This is a genomic window from Geodermatophilus sp. SYSU D01176 (assembly GCF_054050015.1).
In genome coordinates, this window is record NZ_JBJGYN010000002.1 from 92,544 (window position 1) to 109,122 (window position 16,579).

At 76.3% G+C, this 16,579-nt stretch carries 13 protein-coding genes; all 13 read left to right on the plus strand.

All coding sequences use genetic code 11. The annotated features are described in order from the left end of the window. Positions 1 to 224: 224 nt before the first annotated feature. The 13 genes from mraZ (at position 225) to ftsZ (ending at position 16,487) form a co-directional block, all read left to right on the plus strand. Complete coding sequence (gene mraZ, locus ACI78Z_RS01990; RefSeq protein ID WP_457034841.1) at positions 225 to 659, plus strand: division/cell wall cluster transcriptional repressor MraZ; 435 nt, start codon at positions 225 to 227, stop codon at positions 657 to 659. 481 nt (positions 660 to 1,140) lie between these two features. After that, entirely contained in the window at positions 1,141 to 2,133 is a 993-nt protein-coding gene (rsmH, locus tag ACI78Z_RS01995; protein ID WP_457034842.1) for a 16S rRNA (cytosine(1402)-N(4))-methyltransferase RsmH, read from the plus strand. Between the two features lie 79 nt (positions 2,134 to 2,212). After that, positions 2,213 to 2,899 (plus strand): hypothetical protein, encoded by a 687-nt coding sequence (locus ACI78Z_RS02000; protein WP_457034843.1) that lies wholly within the window; start codon positions 2,213 to 2,215, stop codon positions 2,897 to 2,899. Between the two features lie 3 nt (positions 2,900 to 2,902). Beyond that, positions 2,903 to 4,735 (plus strand): peptidoglycan D,D-transpeptidase FtsI family protein, encoded by a 1,833-nt coding sequence (locus ACI78Z_RS02005; RefSeq protein ID WP_457034844.1) that lies wholly within the window; start codon positions 2,903 to 2,905, stop codon positions 4,733 to 4,735. A gap of 172 nt (positions 4,736 to 4,907) precedes the next feature. Continuing rightward, a complete protein-coding gene (locus ACI78Z_RS02010) occupies positions 4,908 to 6,479 on the plus strand; it encodes a UDP-N-acetylmuramoyl-L-alanyl-D-glutamate--2,6-diaminopimelate ligase (RefSeq protein ID WP_457034845.1) in 1,572 nt (523 codons plus the stop codon). A 73-nt stretch (positions 6,480 to 6,552) separates the two neighbouring features. Beyond that, the gene (locus ACI78Z_RS02015) at positions 6,553 to 7,944 is read left to right on the plus strand and encodes a UDP-N-acetylmuramoyl-tripeptide--D-alanyl-D-alanine ligase (RefSeq protein WP_457034846.1); all 1,392 of its coding nucleotides are present in this window, start codon (positions 6,553 to 6,555) and stop codon (positions 7,942 to 7,944) included. Next, complete coding sequence (gene mraY / locus ACI78Z_RS02020; RefSeq protein WP_457034847.1) at positions 7,941 to 9,020, plus strand: phospho-N-acetylmuramoyl-pentapeptide-transferase; 1,080 nt, start codon at positions 7,941 to 7,943, stop codon at positions 9,018 to 9,020. The genes ACI78Z_RS02015 and mraY overlap by 4 nt, the downstream gene beginning before the upstream one ends. 71 nt (positions 9,021 to 9,091) lie before the next feature. Continuing rightward, entirely contained in the window at positions 9,092 to 10,624 is a 1,533-nt protein-coding gene (ftsW, locus tag ACI78Z_RS02025; protein WP_457034848.1) for a putative lipid II flippase FtsW, read from the plus strand. Positions 10,625 to 10,760: 136 nt separating this feature from the next. Next, positions 10,761 to 11,867, plus strand: coding sequence for an undecaprenyldiphospho-muramoylpentapeptide beta-N-acetylglucosaminyltransferase (murG, locus tag ACI78Z_RS02030; RefSeq protein ID WP_457034849.1), 1,107 nt, complete (start codon positions 10,761 to 10,763; stop codon positions 11,865 to 11,867). Positions 11,868 to 11,943: 76 nt separating this feature from the next. Continuing rightward, positions 11,944 to 13,404, plus strand: a complete 1,461-nt coding sequence (murC, locus tag ACI78Z_RS02035; RefSeq protein WP_457034850.1) for a UDP-N-acetylmuramate--L-alanine ligase — start codon at positions 11,944 to 11,946, stop codon at positions 13,402 to 13,404. Further along, a complete protein-coding gene (locus ACI78Z_RS02040) occupies positions 13,401 to 14,210 on the plus strand; it encodes a cell division protein FtsQ/DivIB (protein WP_457034851.1) in 810 nt (269 codons plus the stop codon). The genes murC and ACI78Z_RS02040 overlap by 4 nt, the downstream gene beginning before the upstream one ends. 43 nt (positions 14,211 to 14,253) lie before the next feature. Further along, the gene (locus ACI78Z_RS02045) at positions 14,254 to 14,838 is read left to right on the plus strand and encodes a peroxidase-related enzyme (protein ID WP_457034852.1); all 585 of its coding nucleotides are present in this window, start codon (positions 14,254 to 14,256) and stop codon (positions 14,836 to 14,838) included. A gap of 359 nt (positions 14,839 to 15,197) precedes the next feature. Continuing rightward, positions 15,198 to 16,487: a cell division protein FtsZ gene (gene ftsZ / locus ACI78Z_RS02050; RefSeq protein WP_457034853.1), complete on the plus strand. Its 1,290-nt coding sequence runs from the start codon at positions 15,198 to 15,200 to the stop codon at positions 16,485 to 16,487. Positions 16,488 to 16,579: the final 92 nt, after the last annotated feature.

Here is a 16,579-nt window from a genome sequence, read left to right on the forward strand (position 1 = left end):
GGTGGGGCGGGGTGGGACGGCACCCCACCACGCCCCACCCCACGGCGACGACGCGCCGCCGGGCCGCTGACCTGCGGGAGCGGGGGTGGGGAGCACCGGTCACGACATGGTGTCGAGTGGTGTCCGGTGGGGCGTAGTGGGTTACTGTGTGGCCCGGTGGGGAGGTAAGGCCCGTCCCGGGGTCACCCCGGAGTGCGAGGAGGACCCATGGGGGAGGTGATCCGGTGTTCGTCGGCAGCTACCCGTTGCGCCTCGACGAGAAGGGCCGGCTCGCACTCCCCGTCCGCTTCCGCGAGCAGGTGGCCGGCGGCATGGTGATCAAGAAGGGCCAGGAGCGCTGCGTCTACGGCCTCACCATGGCCCGGGTCGCCGAGCAGAGCGCGGCGGCCGCCGCGATGGCGCCGTCGGACACCGCCGCCGCCCGCATGCGCGCGCGCATGAGCTTCGGGTCGATGGTCGAGGTCGAGCCGGACAAGACCGGCCGCATCACCATCCCGGCGAACCTGCGCGAGTACGCCGGCCTCGACCGCGACGTGGTCGTCGTCGGCGTCGACACCCGCTTCGAGATCTGGGACGCCGCCACCTGGGACGCCTACGTGGCCGAGCAGGAGGCGACCTACGCCGACATGGAGAGCGAGGGGATGCCCACCCTCTCCTGATCCCGACGTCCGCCCCTCCGACCCCCTCCGTGCCCCCCACCCGACCGAGCCGACTTCCCCGCGGCTCGACCGGATCGGCCCGAGCCACCTTCCCCGCGGCTCGGTCCCACGGCACCGGAGGAGACGCACCGCCCACCGGGCGCGCCGCCGGTCCCCACCGGCTGCCGCGCCCGCCCGTCCCCGCGGGGCTCCACCTGACGTACTTCCCCGGCGCCAGGCGGACCCCGCGGGGGGCGGCCCGGGCGACCCCGCCGGGCCAGGACCCCACCGCGCCCCACGTCCCCCACCCCGCCCCACCACCCCACCACCCCGCCTCGTCTCCCACCCGCCACGTCCCGCCCCTCCGCACCGGGCGTACCACCGGCGTTCCCGGACTCCGGCGAAACGCCGCCCCGCTCCGCCCGCCGACCGCCACCCAGCCCCACCATGGACGGGCCCCCGCGCCCCGAGGGCGCCCCGACCCGTTCAGGAGCCGCCGACGATGAGCAGCACCGAGCCGGCGCCGGGAGGGCGGGCGCCGTCCACGGTGCACGTGCCCGTCCTGCTCGACCGGGTCACCGAGCTCCTCGGTCCGGGGTGCTCCGCCGACGGCGCCGTCCTCGTCGACGCCACCCTGGGCCTGGCCGGGCACTCCCTGGCGCTGCTGCGCGCGCACCCGGGCCTCCGCCTGGTCGGCCTCGACCGTGATCCCGACGCCCGCGCCGAGGCGACCCGCCGGCTCGCCGACGCCGGCGTCGCCGACCGGGCCACCGTCGTCCCCGCCGTCTTCGACGAGCTGCCCGACGTGCTCGACCGGCTGGGCCTCGCCGAGGTGCAGGCCGTGCTGTTCGACCTCGGCGTCTCCTCGCTGCAGCTCGACCGGCCCGACCGCGGTTTCAGCTACGCCGCGGACGCCCCGCTGGACATGCGGATGGACCCGTCGGCGCCGCGCACCGCCGCCGACGTCGTCAACGGCTATCCCGTCGACCGGCTGGCCCGGGTGCTGCGCGTCTACGGCGAGGAGCGCTTCGCCACCCGCATCGCCCAGGCGATCGCCCGGGAGCGGGCGCGGGAGCCGTTCACGCGCACCGAGCGGCTGGCGCACCTGGTGCGCGACTCGATCCCCGCCGCCACCCGCCGCACCGGCGGCCACCCGGCCAAGCGGACCTTCCAGGCGCTGCGCATCGAGGTGAACGACGAGCTCGGCGTGCTGGAGCGGGCGCTCCCGGCGGCGCTCGACGCGCTGGCCGTCGGCGGCCGGATCGCCGTCATCACCTTCCACTCCCTCGAGGACCGCATCGTCAAGCAGACCCTCGCGGCCGGCGCGGTGGACCGCACGCCGCCCGGGCTGCCGGTGCCGCTGCCCGAGCTGGGCCCCACGCTGCGGTTGCTGACCCGCGGCGGCGAGCCGCCGTCGGAGGCCGAGACCGCGGCCAACCCGCGGGCCGCCTCGGCGCGGGTCCGGGCCGCCGAGCGCATCCGGCGGGCCGCGTGAGCACCCCGGGGACGACGGCGCCGCGCACGACGACACACGGGCCGCGACCGCGGCCGACCAGCGACGGGAAGGAGGCCGCATGAGCGCCACCGCACGCGCGGCGGGGACCCCGGCCGAGGGCCGCCCCGGCCGCCGGACCCCGACCCCGCTCCAGGAGGACCCCGTCCCCCTCCCCGCTCGCCCGCTCGCGGCGAGCCCCCGGAGCGGGCCGCAGGCGGATGCGACGGCCCGCACCGCCCGACCGGCCACCCCGGCGCCCGCCCGCCCGGCCCGCGCGCACACCGCACCGGTGCGCGCCGCTGCGCCGCGGCGCCCGGCCCCCCGGTCCGCGCAGCCGACCGGACCGGTGCCGCGGACGGCGGCCGGCGCGCCCGCCTCGCGCCTCCGCACCGCCGTGGGCGCCCACCGCGCACCCCTCGTCCTGCTCGTCGTGACCCTGCTCGTGGCGACCACGCTGGGGCTGCTCTTCCTCAACACCGCCATCGCGGTCAACTCGCTCAAGGCCACCCAGCTGGCGGCCGCCAACGAGGACCGCGCCCAGGAGGTGCAGCGCCTGGAGCAGCAGGTCATCGCCGGCGGCACGCCCGCCGAGCTGGCGCGCGAGGCGCGCGCGGCCGGCCTGGTCCCCGCCGGCGCGGCGGCCTACCTCGTCGTCGGGGAGGACGGCACCGTCAGCCTGCGCGGCGAGGCCGTCCCGGCCGAGGGGCCGGAGCCGGCCGAGGCGCCGGAGCTCCCCGCGCCGCCCGTCGCCGGTGGCGGGGACTGACCCGTGCCCTCGACACCCCGTCCCCCCGCACCCCGCCGCCGTCCGGCCGACCGCGCTCCGCTGCGCGACGGCGGCAGCGGCGCCTTCACGTCCCGCCGGGCACCCGGCAGCCGCCGCGTGCCCGGCGCGCTGCGGACGGACCACCGCCGCTTCCGCATCGGCTTCGCCCTCGTCGTCGTCCCGCTGCTGGTGATCACCGGCAAGCTCTGGCTGCTGCAGGGCGTGGACAGCGGGGAGTACGCCCTCGCCGCCACGCAGGACCGCATCCGCGTCTCGGACATCGCCCCGCTGCGCGGCTCGGTCGTCGACCGCGACGGCAACCCGCTGGCCTACACCGTCGCGGCCTCCCGGATCACCGCCGACCCGACGCTGATCGACGACCCCGCCCGCACGGCCCTCGCGCTCACCACGCTGCTCGACGTCCCGACCTCCGAGCTCACCGACCTGCTGTCGGAGGACGGGCGCTACGTCGTCCTGGCCTCGCAGGTGGCGCCGGAGGTGGTCGACCAGGTCGAGGAGCTGGGGCTGCCCGGCGTCTTCTCCGAGGACGACCCGGTGCGGCTGTACCCCGCCGGGTCGGTCGCCGGGCAGGTCGTCGGCTTCACCGGCCGGGAGGGCCACGGGCTGGCCGGCATCGAGCAGACCTTCGAGGAGCCGCTGGCCGGGACGCCGGGGGAGCGGCGGGTCGAGGTGGGCAGCGGCGGGCACCCGATCCCGTCCGGCATCGACGAGTCCACCCCGGCCGTCGACGGCCGGACCGTCGAGCTCACGATCGACTCCGACCTGCAGTTCGTCACCGAGCAGCGGCTCCAGGAGGCCTGCCAGGACGGCGCCACCACCCGCGCCTCGGCGGTCGTCCTGGACGTGACGACCGGTCGGGTCGTCGCGATGGGGTCCTGCCCGGGCTACGACCCCGGCAACTACTCCGAGACCGACCCCGAGCTGCTGGGCAACCCGATCGTCTCCAGCGTCTTCGAGCCCGGCTCGGTGCTCAAGGCGGTGACCCTCGCCGCGGCCCTCGAGGAGGGCCGGGCCACCAAGGACACCGTGCTCAGCGTCAACGGGCACATCCAGGCCGGGGACGCCGTCGTGCGCGACGCCCACGACCACGCGCCGATCGACTGGACCGTCACCGGCATCCTCGCCAAGTCCAGCAACGTCGGCACGATCATGCTGGCCCGCGAGGTCGGGGACGCGAAGCTGGAGGAGTACCTGCGGGCCTTCGGTCTGGGCCGCACCACCGGCATCGAGCTGCCGGGGGAGAGCGCCGGCATCCTCCAGGAGTCCGCGGAGTGGACCCGGAGCCGGGCGGCCAACGTGCCGATCGGGCAGGGCGTCTCGGTGACCACGCTGCAGATGGCGTCGATCTACCAGGCGATCGCCAACGACGGGGTGCGCATCGAGCCGCGGATCGTCTCCTCCGTCGGCGGCGAGCCGGCCCCCGCACCGGAGAGCACCCGGGTGCTCAGCCCGTCCACCGCCGAGGACGTCGCGTACATGCTCGAGGCCGTTGTCGGGCCGGGCGGCACCGCCCCGCTGGCGCAGGTCGAGGGCTTCCGGGTGGCCGGCAAGACCGGCACCGCGCAGCGCGCCAACCCCGAGTGCAACTGCTACGCCGGCGGCGGCTACGTGACGACCTTCGTCGGGTTCGCCCCGGCCGACGACCCGCAGTACGTCGTCGCGGTGGACCTCGAGCGGCCGACCAGCGACGCCGAGGGCGGCCAGGTCGCCGCCCCCGTGTTCGCCGACATCCTGCGCCAGGCGCTGACCGCCGACGGCATCGTGCCGTCCGGGACGCCGCGGCCGGACTTCGTGTTGACCGGCCCGGAGGCGTAAGGGCCCCCTGCCCCCGCCTCGCAGGCTCGGCCCGGGGCCCTGGAGGGTGGCCGTTCCAGCACGTCCACACAGGAGGGCCGGGTCCGGGACGGGGCCGGCGTCGGGCGGCGGCGACCGGTTCCCCGCGTGTGGGCGGCGGGCCGCGCCGGGCGCGCCGGTAGATTGGAGTCCCGTGAGCGAGAGCGGGAGGGGGACGGCGTCCCCGGTGGCGGGGACCCGCGCTCTGACCCTCGCCGATCTCGCCGACCTGCTCGGCGCGCCCGTCCAGGGGAACGCCGGCACCGCGGTCACCGGCGTGACGCTGGCCTCCGCCGAGGTCGGCCCCGGCGACCTCTACGCCGCCCTGCCCGGCGCCCGCACGCACGGCGCCCGGTACGCCGCCGACGCGGCGGCCCGCGGCGCGGCCGCCGTCCTCACCGACCCCACCGGTCGCGAGCAGGCCGCCGCCACCGGCCTCCCGGTGTGCGTCGTCGACGACCCGCGGGCGCTGCTCGGCGCGGTCGCCGCGCGGGTCTACGGGGAGCCGGCCCGGCGGCTGCAGGTCATCGGGATCACCGGCACCAACGGCAAGACGACGACCAGCTACCTGGTGGAGGCCGGCCTGGCCGCCGCCGGCCGGGGCACCGGCCTGGTCGGCACCGTCGAGACCCGCACCCGCGGCCGCGCCGCCGACGGGACGCCGACGGTGACCACCCTGCCGAGCGTCCGGACCACGCCCGAGGCGCCGGCCCTGCACGCGCTGCTCGCCCGGATGGCCGACTCCGGTGTGCAGACGGTGGTCATGGAGGTGTCCAGCCACGCCCTCGTGCTGGGCCGGGTGGGCGGCATCTCGTTCGCCGCGGCCGGCTTCACCAACCTCGGCCGCGACCACCTGGACTTCCACACCGACCTCGAGGACTACTTCCTCGCCAAGGCCCGGCTGTTCGACGGCCGCGCCGCCGTCGAGGTGATCGACGTCGACGACCCGTACGGGCGGCGGCTGGCCGGCATGCTCGGCGACCGCCGCGCGGTCACCGTGTCGAGCCAGGGCGCGGACGCCGACTGGACGGCGACCGACGCAACCTCCGCACCCGGCGGCGGGACGGCGTTCACCCTCACCGGCCCCGGCGGGCGCACCTGGCCGGCGCGGGTGCGGCTGCCCGGGCGGTTCAACGTCGCCAACGCCGTCCTCGCCGTGGCGCTGCTCGACGCGGTCGGCGTGCCGGTGGAGACGGCGCTGACCGGCCTGGCCGAGACGGTGGTGCCCGGGCGGATGGAGCCGGTGGACGCCGGCCAGCCGTTCGTCGCCGTCGTCGACTACGCGCACACCCCCGACGCGGTCGCCACGGCGCTGGCCGCGCTGCGCGCCGCCACCCCCGGCCGGGTGATCACCGTCCTCGGCTGCGGCGGCGACCGCGACCCCGGGAAGCGGGCGGCGATGGGGGAGGCCGCGGCGCGCGGCAGCGACCTGCTGGTCGTCACCGACGACAACCCGCGCTCGGAGGACCCCGCCGCCATCCGCGCGGCGATGCTGGCCGGCGTCCCCGCGGGCCGGCGCGACGACGTGCTGGAGGTCGGCGACCGCCGCGCCGCGATCGCCGCCGCCGTCGACCGCGCCCGGCCCGGCGACGCGGTCCTGGTGGCCGGCAAGGGCCACGAGACCGGCCAGGACGTGGCCGGCACCCTGCACCCGTTCGACGACCGCGCCGTGCTGCGCGAGGCCCTGGCGCGGCGGGCGCCGGCCGGAGTGGAGCCGTCCTCATGACCGAGCTCGCGGGGCCGTGCGTGGACACAGCATCCCGGAGCACGGGGATGACGAGCGCCAGCGAGGAGGCCCCGTGATCCCCCTGACCCTGTCCGAGGTGGCCGAGGCGGTGGGCGGGGAGCTGACCGCCGGCGACGGCCGCGTGACGGGGAAGGTCACCGTCGACTCCCGCACCGTGGCACCCGGCGACCTGTTCGTCGCGGTGCCCGGCGAGCGGGTCGACGGCCACGACTTCCTCGCCGCGGCCGCCGGCGCCGGCGCGGTGGCCGCGCTGACCACCCGTCCCGACCCCGCACTGCCCTGCGTGGTCGTCGACGAGCCGGTCGCCGCGCTCGGCCGGCTGGCCGCCGCGGTGCACGGCCGGCTGGCGGTCGGCGACCTGGTGACGATCGGCATCACCGGCTCCTCGGGAAAGACCAGCACCAAGGACCTGCTCGGCCAGGTGCTGGCCACCGCGGGCGCCACGGTGAGCCCGCCCGGCTCGTACAACAACGACATCGGGCTGCCGCTGACCGTGCTGGACGCCGACGAGGACACCCGCTTCCTGGTGCTGGAGATGGGGTCGCGCGGTCCGGGGCACATCGCCCGGCTCTGCCGGGTGGCCCGGCCCGACGTCGGCGTGGTGCTCAACGTCGGCTCGGCGCACCTGGGCGAGTTCGGCTCGGCCGACGGGATCGCCGTCGCCAAGGGCGAGCTGGTCGAGGCGCTGCCGGCCGAGGGCACCGCCGTCCTCAACGCCGACGACCCCCGGGTGATCGGCATGGCGCCGCGCACGCGGGCCCGCGTCGTGACCACCGGCCGGTCGGCGGACGCCGACGTGCGCGCCGAGGACGTCACCCTCGACGAGTCCGGCCGCGCGGCCTTCACGCTGGTCACCGGGGGTGCCCGCACGGCGGTGCGGCTGCAGGTCGTCGGCGCCCACCAGGTGGCCAACGCGCTGTCCGCCGCCGGCGCCGCGCTGGCCGCGGGCATGGCCCCGGAGGAGGTCGCCGCCGCGCTGTCGGCCGCCGGACCGCGCAGCCGCTGGCGGATGGAGGTCACCCGCCGGGACGACGGCGTGACCGTGGTCAACGACGCCTACAACGCCAACCCCGAGTCGATGCGGGCCGCCTTGGCCGCGCTGGCCGGGCTGCCCGCGCGGCGGCGGATCGCCGTCCTCGGCGGGATGGCCGAGCTCGGCCCCGGCGCCGCCGCCGAGCACGAGCGGCTCGGCCGGGACGCCGTGGCCGCCGGGGTGGACCTGGTCCTGGCCGTCGGGCCGGGTGCGGTAGGGATAGCCGACGGGGCGACCGCCGCAGGGGCTCGCGAGGACGAGGGCGCGGTGCGCGTGCCCGACCGGGCGGCTGCCCGGCAACTGCTGACGGAGGTGCTGGTGCCCGGTGACGTCGTGCTGGTGAAGGCCAGCCGGTCCTACGGGCTCGAGGTGCTCGCCGCCGACCTGCTCGACGCCGGGGCAGGCGCGTGAGGTCCATCCTGATCGCGGCCGCGTTCGGGCTGATCATCTCGATCCTGGCCACGCCGGTCGCCGTCCACCTGTTCCGCCGCAAGGGCTTCGGCCAGGAGATCCGGGACGACGGCCCGGAGAGCCACCTGTCGAAGAAGGGCACGCCCACCATGGGCGGCACCGTCATCGTCGGGGCGACCGTCGGCGGCTACCTCATCGCCCACCTGTTCCTGCTCAACCAGCCCGGGCGCGGGGTGACCGCCAGCGGCCTGCTGGTGCTCTTCCTCATGGTGGGCCTGGGCACCGTCGGGTTCCTCGACGACTACCTGAAGATCCGGTTCCGGCGCAGCCTCGGGCTGAACAAGACGGCCAAGCTGGTCGGCCAGCTCGTCATCGGGGTCGCCTTCGCCGTCCTGGCGCTGAACTTCCCGGACGAGGCCGGCATCACGCCCGCCTCGGAGTTCGTCTCCTACGTCCGCGACATCGAGCCGCTGTTCCTCGGGACGATCGGCTTCGTCGTCCTGGCCTACCTGTTCATCGCCGGCTTCTCCAACGCGGTGAACCTGACCGACGGGCTGGACGGGCTGGCCGCGGGCTGCTCGGCGATGGTGTGCGGCGCGTACACGATCATCTCGTTCTGGCAGTTCACCCACGACTGCACCTCCGAGCTGATCGAGGGCTGCTACACCGTGCGCGACCCGCTCGACGTCACCCTGGTCGCCGCGGCCGGGCTCGGCGCGTGCCTCGGCTTCCTGTGGTGGAACACCAGCCCGGCGCGCATCTTCATGGGCGACACCGGGTCGCTGGCCCTGGGCGGGCTGCTGGCCGGCCTCGCCGTCGTCACCCGCACCGAGCTGCTGCTCATCGTGCTCGGCGGGCTGTTCGTCGCGGTCACGCTGTCGGTGGTCATCCAGGTGGCCTTCTTCCGGGCCACCCGCCGCCGGGTGTTCCGGATGGCCCCGCTGCACCACCACTTCGAGCTGGCCGGCTGGACCGAGAACACGGTGATCGTCCGCTTCTGGCTGGTGACCGGGATGTCGGTCGCCTTCGGGCTGGGCCTGTTCTACGCCGACTGGCTGACCGTCACCGGCCTGTGAGTCAGGAGAGGCTGCTGCGACACGCCCCGACGGTGCGCCGGGAGATCCGCTCCGACGGCCACCATGGCCGGATGGAGTCCACCGGCGTCCCGACCGCCCCCGGGCGGCGCAGGACCGGGCCGACTGGGCGCAGGACGCCGGTCCGCCGGTTCGCGGCCCCCGCCTGGCTCGACGGTCCCCTGACCAGTTCCCAGCTGGTCGTCGGCGCGGCCGGCATGCTCCTGGCCATCGGCCTGGTCATGGTGTTCTCCGCCTCGGCGATCGACGCCGCTCTCAACGACCAGCCCGCGTGGCGGCCCGGCGTGGACCAGCTGGTCTTCGCCGTCATCGGCCTGGTCGCGCTGCTCGTGGCGGTCCGGCTGCCGGTCGGCCTGCTGCGTCGCTGGGCGCCGATCGGCCTGGTCGTCGCCGCGGTGCTGCTCGTCGCGGTGCTCGTGCCGGGCATCGGCATGAAGCTCAACGGCTCGCGGGCCTGGATCGACCTGGGCTTCACCAACTTCCAGCCCTCCGAGCTGGCCAAGCTGGTCTTCGCCCTGTGGGGCGCCCACGTCCTGGCGATGCGGGACCGCTTCCTCACCGTGCAGACGCTGCTCGTCCCGCTGCTGCCGGTGTTCGCCGTCCTGTCGGTCCTGCTGATCCTGGAGCCGGACTTCGGCGGCGTCGTCAGCCTCGGGCTGGTGCTGGTGGGCCTGCTGTGGGCCGGCGGACTGCCGCGCCGCTGGTTCGCCGCCTTCGTCGCCGCCGGCGTCGCGGCCGTGGCGCTCATGGTCGCCGTCGCGCCCTACCGCATGGAGCGGATCACCGCGTTCCTCGACCCGTTCGCCGACCCCTCCGACACCGGCTTCCAGGCCATCCGGGGTTTCTACGCGCTGGCGACCGGCGGCCTGTGGGGCGTGGGGCTGGGCAACAGCGCGATGAAGTGGAACCTGCTGCCAGAGGCCGAGTCGGACTACATCTTCGCGATCATCGGCGAGGAGCTCGGCTTCCTCGGCTGCCTGGTCGTGGTCGCCCTCTACGGCGTCCTGGCCCACGCCGGGTTCCGGATCGCCCGCCGCTCGGCCGACCGCTTCGTGCAGCTGGCCTGCGTGGCGATCACCGTGTGGCTGGTCGGCCAGGCGGCGCTGAACATGGGCTACGTGGTGGGTCTGCTGCCGGTCACCGGCCTGACGCTGCCGCTGGTCTCCGCCGGCGGCACCTCCCTGGTGCTCACCCTGTTCATCGTGGGGCTGCTCATCCGCTTCGCCCGCTCCGAGCCCGAGGCCGTCGAGCACCTGCGTCGGCTGGAGCGCACCCGGCTGTCCCGCTGGCTGCTGCCGGTGCCCGAGCAGCCCGTGGAGCCGGTGCGCCCGCGTCGCGCCCGCCGTCCCGAACGGCCGGGTGAGGGCCGCGCGCCCGAGCGGCCCTCGCGCCGTTCCGCCGCCACCGGGGGGCGCACCGTCGCCCGGGTGGCCCCGGTCCCGCCGGGGGAGCGCGCGCCGCGCGAGCGGGTCCCGGCGCGCGAGCGGCGGACGACGGACGGCCGTGCCCGGATCCCCGAGTCCCGCCGGCAGCCGCCGCCCCGGGCCCGCGCCACCGCGCCCGAGCAGCCGCGGCGGCCGCGGTGAGCGGACAGGGGCGGAAGCCCGTCACCGGGGAACGGAGCCGGCGGGGAGTGCGCACCGCAGCGAGCCCTGCGAGCGGGGAGCGGAGCGACCGCGGAGGCGACCTGTGACGGCGGCGAGGAACGGACGAGGCGAGACGGTGCGTGCACGCAGGAGCGTCGTCCTCGCCGGGGGCGGCACCGGCGGGCACATCGAGCCGATGCTCGCCCTGGCCGACGCGCTGCTGCGCCGCGGCGCGGTGGAGGGCGGTCTGCGGATCACCTGCCTGGGCACCGCCCGCGGCATGGAGACCCGGCTGGTCCCCGCCCGCGGCTACGACCTGCGGCTGATCCCGCCGGTGCCGCTGCCCCGCAGGCCCACGCCGGACCTGCTGCGGGTGCCCGGCCGGGTGCTCCGCTCGGTGTCGGAGACCCGGGCGCTCTTGTGCGAGCTGTCCGCCGACGTCGTCGTCGGCTTCGGCGGGTACGTCGCGCTGCCGGCGTACCTGGCCGCCCGCAGGGAGCGGGTGCCGGTCGTCGTGCACGAGCAGAACGCGCTGCCGGGCCTGGCCAACCGGATCGGCGCGCGGCTGGCCGAGCGGGTCGCCGTCACCGCGCCCGGCACGCCGCTGCACGGTGCCGAGCACGTCGGCATGCCCCTGCGGACGGCGATCAGCACGCTGGACCGGCCGGCCCGCCGCGCCGAGGCCCGCGCCACCTTCGGACTGGACCCCGACCGGCCCACGCTGCTGGTCGTCGGCGGGTCGCAGGGCGCGGCCTCCCTCAACCGGGCCGCCGTCGGCGTCGCCGACGCGCTCACCGCGGCCGGGGTGCAGGTGCTGCACGCCCGCGGTCCGAAGAACACCGACGTGACCGTGCCGCCACGAGCGCCGGGGCGGGCGCCGTACGTCGTCGTCGACTACCTCGAGCGCATGGACCTCGCCTACGCCGCCGCCGACCTGGCCCTGTGCCGGTCCGGCGCGGTCACCGTGGCCGAGCTGTCCGCGGTCGGGTTGCCGGCGGTGTTCGTGCCGCTGCCCATCGGCAACGGCGAACAGCGGCGCAACGCCCTGCCCGTCGTCGAGGCCGGGGGCGGACTGCTGGTGGACGACGCCGACCTGTCGCCGTCCTGGATCGAGGAGCACGTGATCCCGTTGGTCACCGACCCGGCCGCGCTGGCCCGGTACGCCGCGCGCGCCGCGGCCGCCGGAGCCCGGGACGCCGACGACCGGCTGGCCGACATCGTGCTGGAGGTGGCGGGGAAGTGAGCGAGCTGGCGAGCTCACCCGGAGATGGAGCAGTGCCGGCGCGAACGCGGCCGACGCGCGCCAGCGAGGAGGACGAGTGAGTGCCGCAGCCGTGGCGGCGTGGACGGATCCGGTGCCGAGCCCGGAGGAGCTGGGCGCGGTCCACTTCGTCGGCATCGGCGGGGCCGGGATGAGCGGCATCGCCCGCATCCTGCTGGCCCGGGGCGTCCCGGTGTCCGGCAGCGACCGCCGGGACACCCCGACGCTGCTGGCGCTGCGCGCGCTCGGCGCCCGGGTGGAGCTGGGCCACGACCCCGCCCACCTCGGGGACGCCGACACCGTCGTCGTCTCCACCGCCATCCGCGACGACAACCCGGAGCTCGCCGCCGCCCGCGATCGGGGCCTGCGGGTGCTGCCCCGGGCGGTGGCGCTGGCCGCGGTGATGGCGGGCAAGCGCAGCGTCGCGGTGGCCGGCACGCACGGGAAGACGTCGACCACCTCGATGCTCACCGTCGCGGTGCAGGCCTGCGGCGTGGACCCCTCCTTCGCCATCGGCGGCGACCTCAACGAGTCGGGCAGCAACGCGCACGCCGGGAAGGGGGACGTCTTCGTCGCCGAGGCCGACGAGAGCGACCGCTCCTTCCTGCTGCTGGCCCCGCACGGCGCGATCGTCACCAACGTCGAGGCCGACCACCTGGACAACTACGGCGACCTGGCCGCGGTCGAGGCCGCGTTCGACCGGTTCCTCGGCACCGTCGACCCCGCCGGGTTCGTCGTCCTCTGCGCCGACGACCCCGGTTCGGCCCGGCTGCGCACCGTGCCCACCCCGGCGCGGGTGCGCACCTACGGCACCGCGGAGGACGCCGACCTGCGGCTGGTCGACGTCGAGGTCGGAGCCGAGGCCACCGCCTGGACCGCGGTCCTCGACGGCGTGGTGCTCGGCCGGGTGTCGATCCGGGTGCCCGGGGAGCACATGGCCCGCAACAGCGCCGCCGCGCTGCTGGCCGGGCTCGAGCTCGGGCTGCCCGCCGAGGGGCTGATCGCAGGGCTGGGGCGGTTCGGCGGGGTGCACCGCCGCTTCGAGCTCAAGGGGACCGTCGGCGGGGTGCGCGTGTACGACGACTACGCCCACCACCCGACCGAGGTCGAGGCGCAGCTGCGCGCCGCGCGGGCGGTCGCCGGCCCCGGCCGCGTCGTCGTGGCCTTCCAGCCGCACCTGTACAGCCGCACCCGGGAGTTCGCCGGCGCGTTCGGCGCGGCCCTCGGCCTGGCCGACGAGGTCGTGGTCATGGACGTCTACGGCGCCCGCGAGGACCCGGTCCCCGGCGTCACCGGCGCCATGGTCGCCGACGCGGTCGCGCTGCCGGCCGGGCGGGTGCACTTCGAGCCGTCCTGGTCGGCCACCGCCCCCGCGCTGGCCGAGCGGGCCAGCCCCGGCGACCTGGTGATCACCATGGGCGCCGGCAACGTCTCCATGGTCGGGCCGGAGGTGCTCGAGGCGCTGCGGGCCCGCTCCGGTTCCCCCCACGCCGGCGACCCGGGGGGTCCTGCGCGGTGAGCCGCTCGGGGACGACCACCAGCGACCGCGCGCGCGGTGGGGGGTCCTCCCGGGCCGGCGCCGAGGCGCGGCCCCGCCGCCGTCCGGCCGTCCGCCCGCGGCGCGACACCCCGGCCGACCGCCGGCGACGGCTGCTGGCCCGGGCGGGCGTGGCCGCCGCCGTGCTGGGCCTGCTCGGCTGGCTGCTGTGGGGGAGCCCCGTGCTCGCCGTCTCCGCGGTGCGGGTGGACGGCGCCGGCACGCTGACCGCCGCCGAGGTCGTCGACGTCGCCGGCATCGCCGAGGGGACGCCGCTGCTGCGGGTCGACATCGACGGGGCCGAGGCCCGCGTCGCGCGGCTGCCGCAGGTGGCCGACGTCGAGGTGACCCGCGGCTGGCCGCGCAGCGTCGTCGTCACCGTGGTCGAGCGGGTGCCGGTCGCGGTGGTGGAGCAGGCAGGGACGCGCTCGCTGGTCGACCCCGACGGCGTGCTCTTCGACACGGTCACCGGCTACCCGCCGGTCGGCGTGGTCCCGCTCGACGTCGCCGACCCCGGCCCCGAGGACCGCGCCACCCGCGCGGTGCTGGCCGCCCTCGTCGCGCTGCCGGAGGACGTCCGCGTCGACCTGGCCGAGGCCCGCGCGACCAGCGCCGAGGACGTCACGCTGACCCTCGAGGACGGCACCACGGTGCTGTGGGGGAGCGCGGAGCACGCCGGGGACAAGGCCGACGCGCTCGTCGCGCTGCTGCGCCAGCTGGAGGCCGGGACCCTCGAGCCGGCCGGGACCATCGACGTCAGCGCCCCCGCGGCCGTCGTCCTCCGCTGAACACCGGGTGGCCCCGGCCCGCCCGGCACGGGAGGGTGACCCGGTGAGCACCGGGCCGGTCAGCCGCTTCCCCGTCCCCCCGCGCGACGAGCTGCCGCAGCAGCTGCGCGACCGCTACGCCGACGTCGAGGAGCGCGCGGGCTTCCTGCCCAACGTCTTCGCCGCGCTGGCCTGGCGCCCCGACGAGGCGGCGGCGTTCTTCGCGCTGCACGACGCGCTCATGGACAAGGACACCCCCGGGCTGTCCACGGCCGACCGCGAGCTGATCGTGGTCGCCACCAGCGCGGCCAACGACTGCCTCTACTGCGTGGTCGCGCACGGGGCGATCGCCCGGATCCGCGCCCGCGACCCGTACCTCGCCGACCAGGTCGCCGTCGACTGGCGCAAGGCGCCGGTGTCCGAGCGGCTGCACGCCGTGCTTGAGGTCGCCGTCCGGCTCGCGGTGGACCCGGCGGCGGTGACCGCCACCGATCTCGACCGGCTGCGCGGCCACGGCCTCACCGAGGACGACGTGTGGGACGTCGGCGCGATCGTGTCGTTGTTCGCGCTGTCCAACCGGCTGGCCCACTGGGCGGCCATCCCGCCGAACGAGGAGTTCTTCCTCATGGGGCGCGTGCCCCGGCAGTAGCCCGGGACTGCGCTCGGTCGCCGGTCGACCCCACCGCGTGTGCGGCCCCGGCCGGGACGACACGCGCGGAGCCGCGACACGCCCGACGCCGCAGATCACTTCGGCGAGTTCCGGATGCCGGGCATGTCACCGCCCTCGACCTGCACATGAGAGATCCGGTGCGCGGGTCGTCACGCACGGTGGTGCAGATGTGACCACTGGGTCCTGCGAGGTCGGTGTGGACACGCGTTCGCGACACGCCGGTCCCCGGAGGGTGCTTGTAGGGCCCGTGACGCCCCACCTAACTTCGTGCGCGTCGACCCAGTTGACATAACTATAAGGCTTTACTTGAGGATGAGGGTCGAGGTCGGGAGCCCCACATGACACCTCCGCACAACTACCTCGCGGTCATCAAGGTCGTCGGCATCGGCGGCGGCGGTGTGAACGCGGTCAACCGGATGATCGAGGTCGGCCTCAAAGGGGTCGAGTTCATCGCCATCAACACCGACGCGCAGGCGCTGCTGATGAGCGACGCCGACGTCAAGCTCGACGTCGGCCGCGAGCTGACCCGCGGCCTGGGTGCCGGCGCGCAGCCCGACGTCGGGCGGCAGGCCGCCGAGGACCACCGCGAGGAGATCGAGGAGGTGCTCAAGGGCGCCGACATGGTCTTCGTGACCGCGGGGGAGGGCGGCGGTACCGGCACCGGCGGCGCGCCCGTCGTCGCCTCGATCGCCCGCAAGCTCGGTGCGCTGACCATCGGCGTCGTCACCCGCCCGTTCTCCTTCGAGGGCAAGCGGCGGGCCGTCCAGGCCGAGTCGGGCATCGAGGAGCTGCGCAACGAGTGCGACACGCTCATCGTCATCCCCAACGACCGGCTGCTCCAGCTCGGCGACCGCAACGTCAGCGTCATGGACGCCTTCCGCACCGCCGACCAGGTGCTGCTCTCCGGTGTCCAGGGCATCACCGACCTGATCACCACGCCGGGCCTGATCAACCTGGACTTCGCTGACGTCAAGTCGGTCATGTCCGGCGCCGGGTCCGCGCTCATGGGCATCGGCAGCGCGCGCGGTGACAACCGGGCGCTGCTGGCCGCCGAGCAGGCGATCGCCAGCCCGCTGCTGGAGGCCTCGATGGAGGGCGCCCACGGCGTGCTGCTGTCGATCTCCGGGGGCTCGGACCTCGGCCTGTTCGAGATCAACGAGGCCGCCTCGCTGGTCTCCGACGCCGCGCACGCCGACGCCAACATCATCTTCGGTGCCGTCATCGACGACGCCCTCGGTGACGAGGTGCGGGTGACCGTGATCGCCGCCGGCTTCGACGGCGGCAAGCCGCAGGGTCGCAAGGAGGCCGGCATCGCCTCGGTGCCGGCCGCCGGCCCGGTGGCCCCGCCGACCGCGCCGCGGATGCCGCTGCACCCGCAGCCGGTGGCCGGCGTCCCGACGGGGGAGCGGCTGGTCGCCTCGGGGCGGCCCCACGCCCCGCAGGCCCAGGCGCAGCCGAACCCGCCGTCCCCCTCGCAGCTGCCCGGCCGTCCGGCCGCCGGTGGCGGGATCACCGTGCCGCCGCTGCCGCCGGTGCCCGGTGCCAACGCGGCCGCCGCGGGCCGGCGCCCGTTGTCCAGCGAGGACTTCGAGGAGGAGCTCGACATCCCGGAGTTCCTGCGCCAGTAGAAGGACCCCCGTGCCCCCCACCACTCGCGAGCTCGTGGCGGGCCCCTGCACGGGGGCCGCACTGTGAGCTCGGTACCGGCCGCCCCGCAGGC